The organism is Janthinobacterium agaricidamnosum NBRC 102515 = DSM 9628 (assembly GCF_000723165.1).
Lineage (GTDB): Bacteria > Pseudomonadota > Gammaproteobacteria > Burkholderiales > Burkholderiaceae_D > Janthinobacterium > Janthinobacterium agaricidamnosum.
The window spans coordinates 642,300-649,133 of the sequence record NZ_HG322949.1 but is presented as its reverse complement, the minus strand read 5'-3'; the positions used below and the strand labels follow the sequence as shown (position 1 = coordinate 649,133).

Below are 6,834 nucleotides of genomic sequence, written 5' to 3'. Positions count from 1 at the left end.
TGTTCATCAGCGACGGCGTCGAACAAGTGACCGGTTATCCGCCGCAAGACTTCCTCGGCGATCCGCCGCAACGCACGGTAACCATGCTGATCGTGCCGGAAGACCGCGGCCATGCGGTCGACGTGTTCCAGCGCAGCGTCGCCAGCGGCGAACCGTACCTGCTCGAATACCGCTTGCGCCATGCCGACGGCGGCTTGCGCTGGCTGTGGGAGCGCGGCGCCGTGGTGCTCGACGGCGAAGGCCGGGTGCGCTGGGTCGATGGCGTAATCCTCGACATCACCGAACGGCGCCGGATCGAGGAAGACTTGCGCGACGCCAAGGAAAAAGCCGAACACGCGGCCGCCGCGCGGGCCAGCTTTGTCGCCAATATGAGCCATGAAATCCGCACGCCGATGAATTCCATCCTCGGCTACACCGATGTGTTGCTGGATACCCCGCTGCTGCCGGAACAGCGCCGCCACCTCGATACGGTGCGCCAGGCCGGACGTGCGCTGCTGCGCCTGCTCAATGAAATCCTCGACACTGCCAAGCTCGACAAGGGCGCGGTGGAACTGGAACTGGACGACTACAATCTGGTGGCGCTGCTCGACGAACTGTCGTCCACCTTCGGCGGCAATGCCCGCAACAAGGGCCTGGCGATGGAGCTGCGCTACGACCCGTTGCTGCCGGTCAATGTATACGGCGACGAATTGCGCCTGCGGCAAGTGATCAGCAACTTGCTCGACAATGCCATCAAGTTCACCACTTCCGGCAGCGTGACGCTGAGCGCGCAAGTAGAAGGCGAACAATTGCATATCGTGGTGCAAGACACCGGCATCGGCATTCCGCCGGACCGGCTCGAAGCGATTTTCGATCCCTTCGTGCAAGCCGATAATTCGACTACCCGGCGCTTCGGCGGCACCGGCCTGGGCACCACCATCAGCCGGCAATTGGTGACGCTGATGCAGGGCAAGATCTGGGCCGACAGCCAGGCCGGATTCGGCACCGCCTTCCATGTGCTGCTGCCGCTGGAAGCGGCCCGCAATACGCCGCACAGCTACCGCCAGGATCAGCAACAGCCGTTCGACTTGCCGCCGCTGCGCATCCTGGTGGCCGACGATGTGCCGCAAAACCTCGAACTGCTGTGCCTGCTGTTGCGCAAGCACGGCCACAGCGTCGACACCGCCGCCGACGGCGCGCTGGCGGTGCGCATGGCTGGCGCGGTGCGCTACGACGCGATCCTGATGGACTTGCAAATGCCGCACATGGATGGTTTGGAGGCGACCCAGGCAATCCGTGCCGCCTTGCGCGACGGCGCGCCCCGGGTGCCGGTGGTGGCCATGACCGCCAGCGTGCTGGCGGCGCACCGCAAGGCCAGCCGCGCCGCCGGCATGGATGGGTTTGCGACCAAGCCGGTCGACTGGCATGCGCTGTCGCATGAAATCGCGCGGGTGCTCGGCTTGCGTCCGGCGCTGCCCGACGACCAGCCGCCGGCGCAGCCGCCCTCGTCCGGCCAGCGCGTGCTGCATCGCAGCGCCGGACTGGCGCGCTGGTCCGGCAGCGACAGCGCCTACCGCCAGGCGCTGGCCCGCTTCGACCACGATTACTGCGCCGCGGCGCCGCGGCTGGCCGAGTTGATCGCAACGCGGCAATATCTTGCAGCACAGACGCAAGCCCACAAGATGCGCGGCGTGGCCGCCAACCTGGGACTGGAACAATTAAGCGTCACGCTGGCGCAGCTGGAACGCCTGTGCGCCGAAGCCGATCATCACAATGCGGCCGCGATGAGCGAAGCGCTGAGCCACCTGGTGGACCGCTTGTCGGCCGCGCTGGCGGCGCTGCGCCTGCTGACGGCGCAGCAAGCGGCGGCGCCCGCCGCCAGCGCCGGCACGGCGCAACAAGATTGCCGCGGCGCACGCGACGCCGCCGCAACGCTGCTGGCCGCGCTGGGCCACGGCCAGCTCGACGATGCGGCGCTGGCGGCGCTGGAAACCGCGCTGGGCGCGCATGCGGCGATCCTGGCGCCATTGCGGGCGGCGCTGGACGACTTCGACTTTCCGCTGGCGCAAACCCGCTTGCAAACACTGCTCAACACTTACGACACGGAGCCGACATGAGCATCCATTCCCATAAAAAACCGCTGATCCTGGTGGTCGACGACGAAGCAGCCAACCTGCAATTGCTGCGCCATATACTGCAGGACGATTACCGCCTGCTGTACGCCAAGGATGGCGCGCGGGCGCTGGAACTGGCGCGCCAGGAACGCCCGGCGCTGGTCTTGCTCGACGTGATGATGCCCGGCATGAGCGGCTACGATGTATGCCGCGTGCTCAAGGCCGATCCGGCCACCAGCGCGATGCCGGTGATTTTCGTCACCGCGCTGAGCGACCCGAACGACGAACTGGTCGGCTTCGACGCCGGCGCCGTCGACTACATCACCAAGCCGGTCAGCCCGCCGATCGTGCGGGCCCGGCTGCGCACCCATTTGTCGCTGGTGCGCATCGATGAATTGAAGGAAACCCAGCTGCAAATCGTCCAGCGGCTGGGCCTGGCGGCCGAATACAAGGACAATGAAACCGGCTTGCACGTGATCCGCATGAGCCATTACGCGCGCCTGCTGGGACGCGCGGCCGGCATGGATGACATCGAGGCCGACGACTTGCTGCACGCGGCGCCGATGCACGACGTCGGCAAGATCGGCATCCCCGACCGCATCCTGCAAAAACCGGGCAAGCTGGACAGCGACGAATGGGCCATCATGCAAACCCATGCGGCGATCGGCGCCGCCATCATCGGCGAGCACCCGGACAGCAGCATGCTGGGCGTGGCGCGCCAGATCGCGCTGACGCACCATGAAAAATGGGATGGCAGCGGCTATCCGAACCAGCTGGCCGGCGAAAATATTTGCCTCGAAGGAAGGATAGTCGCGATCGCCGACGTGTTCGACGCGCTGACCTCGACCCGTCCCTACAAACGGGCCTGGCCGGTCGACGATGCGGTGGGCTACCTGCAAGAACAGCGCGGCCGGCATTTCGATCCGACGCTGGTGGACCTGTTCGTCGAGAAAATGCCGGCCGTAAATGAAATCCGCGTGCGCTGGGAGGAGCACGAGTAATCAGCACGATGCATCAGCACCCTGCGTATTACCAGCGCGCGCAAGCGGATGGGAAACAAGCTGAATCGAGGTGAACTCCCGCACCTGACAGCGCTGTTGCGTCACACAATATGTCGCCGATAGCAATGGCTACGACGTGATTGAAGACCGCTGGGAGAGCAAGGAGTTCGGTGCCATCTTAAGACGGTATGGGGAGCCCGGGTTTGATCGAGATCAAAAGTGCAAAAGAAAGCAACTGATGCGGTAGGCCGGATGACGCGGACATACAAAAACAGAGGCGCGAAGCCTCTGTTTTCATCGTGCACTAGCAGTCTGGCAATTACACCTTGCGTTGCGCCACCGCATCGACCACGCACAGCGCGGTCATGTTGACGATGCGGCGCACGGTGGCCGACGGGGTCAGGATATGCACCGGCTTGGCGCAGCCGAGCAGGATAGGACCGACCGCGATGCCGTTGCCGGCCGCCGTTTTCAGCAGGTTATAGGCAATGTTGGCGGCGTCGATGTTCGGCATCACCAGCAGGTTGGCGTCGTTCTTCAAATCCGAATTCGGCATGATCTTCTTGCGCAATTTCGAATCCAGCGCGGTATCGCCATGCATTTCGCCGTCGATTTCCAGGTCCGGCGCTTTTTGCTTGATGATGTCCAGCGCGGCACGCATTTTTTGCGCCGAAGCACTGTCGCTGGAACCGAAGTTCGAATGCGACAGCAGCGCGGCGCGCGGCGACAGGCCGAAACGGGTCATTTCCTCGGCCGCCATGATGGTGATCTCGGCCAGTTGATCCGGGTTCGGATTGTCATTGACGTGGGTATCGACGATCACCAGTTGGCGCTCAGGCATGATCAGCACGTTCATTGCCGCGTAAACATTGCTGCCGGCGCGCTTGCCCAGTACCTGGTCGATGTAGTCCAGGTGCAGCTGGGTGGTGCCGAAGGTGCCGCAAATCATGCCGTCGGCGTCGCCCTTGTGTATCATCATCGAACCGATCAGGGTGTGGCGGCGGCGCATTTCCAGCTTGGCGTATTCTTCGGTGACGCCCTTGCGGCTGGTCATCTCGTAATAGGTGTGCCAGTAATCGCGGTAACGCTCATCGAAATCCGGATTGATGACGTCGAAATCGACGCCGTGCTTCAGGCGCAGGCCAAATTTCTGGATGCGCGCTTCCAGCACCGCAGGGCGGCCCACCAGGATAGGACGCGCCAGACGCTCGTCAACCACCACTTGCACGGCGCGCAACACGCGCTCTTCTTCGCCTTCGGCGTAGACGATGCGCTTGAGTTCGGCAGGCGTGCTTTTCGCCATCAGGAACAGCGGCTTCATGAAGGTGCCGCTGCGGTACACGAATTGCTGCAGACTGTCGGCGTAGGCTTGCAAATCCTTGATCGGGCGGGTGGCCACGCCGGATTCGAAGGCGGCCTGGGCCACTGCCGGCGCGATCTTGATCAGCAAACGCGGATCGAACGGCATCGGAATCAGGTATTCCGGACCGAACGACAGGTTGCTGATGCCGTAGGTGGTGGCGACGATGTCCGATTGCTCGGCGTGGGCCAGGTCGGCGATCGCGTGCACCACCGCGATTTCCATTTCACGGGTGATGGTGGTCGCGCCGCAATCGAGTGCGCCACGGAAAATATACGGGAAGCACAACACATTGTTGACCTGGTTCGGGTAATCCGAACGGCCGGTGGCGATGATGGCGTCGCTGCGCACGGCCTTGACTTCTTCCGGCAGGATTTCCGGGTTCGGATTGGCCAGCGCCAGTATCAATGGATTCGGCGCCATCTGGCGCACCATGTCTTGTTTCAGCACGCCGCCGGCGGAGACGCCGAGGAAAATGTCGGCGTCAGGAATGATTTCAGCCAGGGTGCGCAGCGGCGTATCTTGCGCGAAACGTTCCTTGTCCGGGTCCATCAATTCGACGCGGCCCTTGTAGACCACGCCGGCCAGGTCGGTGACATAGATGTTTTTCAGCGGAAAGCCGAGGTCGACGATCAGGTCGAGGCAAGCCAGCGCGGCGGCGCCGGCGCCGGACACCACCAGTTTGCATTCTTCGATTTTCTTGCCGACCGCTTTCAAGCCGTTCAGGATGGCCGCGCCGACGATGATCGCGGTGCCGTGCTGGTCGTCATGGAAGACGGGAATCTTCATCCGTTCGCGCAATTGGCGTTCGATATAGAAACACTCTGGCGCCTTGATATCTTCCAGGTTCACGCCGCCGAAGGTCGGTTCCAGCGAGGCGATGATGTCGACCAGTTTGTCCGGGTCGGATTCATTGATTTCAATGTCGAACACGTCGATGCCGGCGAACTTCTTGAACAGTACGCCCTTGCCCTCCATCACAGGCTTGGCGGCGAGCGGGCCGATATTGCCCAGGCCCAGCACGGCGGTGCCGTTGGTGATAACTGCGACCAGGTTGCCGCGGGCAGTGTATTTATAAGCGTTGGCGGGATCGATGACGATCTCTTCGCACGGCGCCGCGACACCCGGCGAATACGCCAGCGCCAGGTCGCGCTGGTTGGTCAACTGTTTGGTGGGCGTAACACTGATTTTTCCTGGCGTCGGGCACTCGTGGTATTCGAGTGCGGCCAGGCGCAGTTGTTGACGCAATTCCTCTTTTTGATCAGATGACGAATCCATTTTCTGTGCTGCCTTCCTGTTTTTGTTCGATCGGAAAGCCTCCGATTTTATCAGACGCTTACTTTCAATTAGCTAGGTATTTTCCCCAAGCCACACTCTGTTATCACTAAAGCTAATAATTGTACCCCTGGGCACTAAATAAAATACTATCGTATTGATATTTATAATCAATTTTCACAATCAATCGCTTTTAGCTATGATATTTTAAATATCGATTGCATTACTTAATAAGAATTCCCAATACCACTATTTACGGAGCACACCATGGCACAGCAAGACAACGGCGTCAAATCAGTCACCATCGGCAACCTCGAATCGGCGTTTGCCGGCGAAGCGATGGCGCACATCAAATACCGCTACTTCGCCAAACTGGCGCGCGCCGCCGGCGCCGAAGACGTCGCCAAGGTATTTGAAGAAACCGCCGACCAGGAAGTACTGCACGCCTTCGGCCATCTCGACCTGCTGTATTCGAAAGCGCACATGACTCCGGCCAAGGCGCTGGAAATCGCGATCGAAGGCGAGACCTACGAATACACCGAGATGTACCCGCAATTCCGCCACCTGGCTGTGCAAGAAGGCAATAGCGCCGCCGTGGCCGAGTTCGACGATTGGTGCTGGCGCTGGGGGCGCAAGCAATTCGCTTGCCGCTGGCCGGCGATGCCGCACATCAAGTGCTGTCGATCAACCACCTGGACGATTACGCCGGGTTCCGTGCGCAACTGGCCAAGCTCGGCCGTCCGGCGCGCATCGCCATCCTGGGCGCCGGCCTGATCGGTTCCGAATTTGCCGAAGACTTATCGTCGGCCGGCCATCACGTGACGCTGGTCGATCCGAATCCGCGGCCGTTGTCGGCGCTGGCCGCACCGGCCTTGTCGCTGGGATTGACGGCGGCGTGGCGCGGCCGGTCGATTGCCTTGCAACTGAACACCAGCGCCAGCGGCGTGCACCGGACACCTTCCGGCATGCTGGAAGTTACCTTGGGAAATGGCGAAAAAATTGACGCCGATATCGTGCTGTCGGCGGTCGGCTTGCGTCCCGCCATCGCCCTGGCGCAAGCGGCCGGCTTGTCTACCGGACGCGGCATTATCGTGGATCAATTCGG

The 6,834-nt window shown here is 61.9% G+C and carries 4 protein-coding genes and 1 pseudogene (1 of these 5 cut by a window edge); 4 read left to right on the top strand and 1 reads right to left on the bottom strand.

Features of this window, described 5'->3' with window-relative positions; genetic code table 11:
- Both GJA_RS28150 and GJA_RS02710 read left to right on the top strand, forming a co-directional pair.
- A protein-coding gene (locus GJA_RS28150; RefSeq protein ID WP_242404430.1) for a PAS domain-containing hybrid sensor histidine kinase/response regulator crosses the window boundary here: on the top strand, window positions 1–2,096 show its 3' portion. It extends 10 nt beyond the left edge of the window; 2,096 of the gene's 2,106 nt are visible here — the last part of the coding sequence; its start codon lies beyond the left edge, outside the window; the stop codon is at window positions 2,094–2,096.
- Window positions 2,093–3,094 (top strand): HD-GYP domain-containing protein, encoded by a 1,002-nt coding sequence (locus GJA_RS02710; RefSeq protein ID WP_038488515.1) that lies wholly within the window; start codon window positions 2,093–2,095, stop codon window positions 3,092–3,094. Before GJA_RS28150 ends, GJA_RS02710 begins: the two co-directional genes overlap by 4 nt.
- Window positions 3,095–3,413: 319 nt before the next feature.
- Here GJA_RS02710 and GJA_RS02705 read toward each other — a convergent pair whose 3' ends face one another.
- The gene (locus GJA_RS02705; protein ID WP_038488513.1) at window positions 3,414–5,732 is read right to left on the bottom strand and encodes an NADP-dependent malic enzyme; all 2,319 of its coding nucleotides are present in this window, start codon (window positions 5,730–5,732) and stop codon (window positions 3,414–3,416) included.
- A 264-nt stretch (window positions 5,733–5,996) separates the two neighbouring features.
- Between GJA_RS02705 and GJA_RS02700 the strand changes: the two genes are divergently transcribed.
- Window positions 5,997–6,503, top strand: coding sequence for a rubrerythrin family protein (locus tag GJA_RS02700; RefSeq protein ID WP_156484168.1), 507 nt, complete (start codon window positions 5,997–5,999; stop codon window positions 6,501–6,503).
- Window positions 6,395–6,832 (top strand): annotated as a pseudogene (locus GJA_RS28145) (FAD-dependent oxidoreductase); the annotation flags it as partial. The gene GJA_RS02700 and the pseudogene GJA_RS28145, both read left to right, overlap by 109 nt.
- Between the last annotated feature and the right edge of the window lie 2 nt (window positions 6,833–6,834).

Bases quoted from the DNA above. Each gene is read 5' to 3' on its own strand.
- GJA_RS02700 (WP_156484168.1), top strand. From the start codon at position 5,997: ATGGCACAGCAAGACAACGGCGTCAAATCAGTCACCATCGGCAACCTC.
- GJA_RS02705 (WP_038488513.1), bottom strand. From the start codon at position 5,732: ATGGATTCGTCATCTGATCAAAAAGAGGAATTGCGTCAACAACTGCGC.
- GJA_RS02710 (WP_038488515.1), top strand. From the start codon at position 2,093: ATGAGCATCCATTCCCATAAAAAACCGCTGATCCTGGTGGTCGACGAC.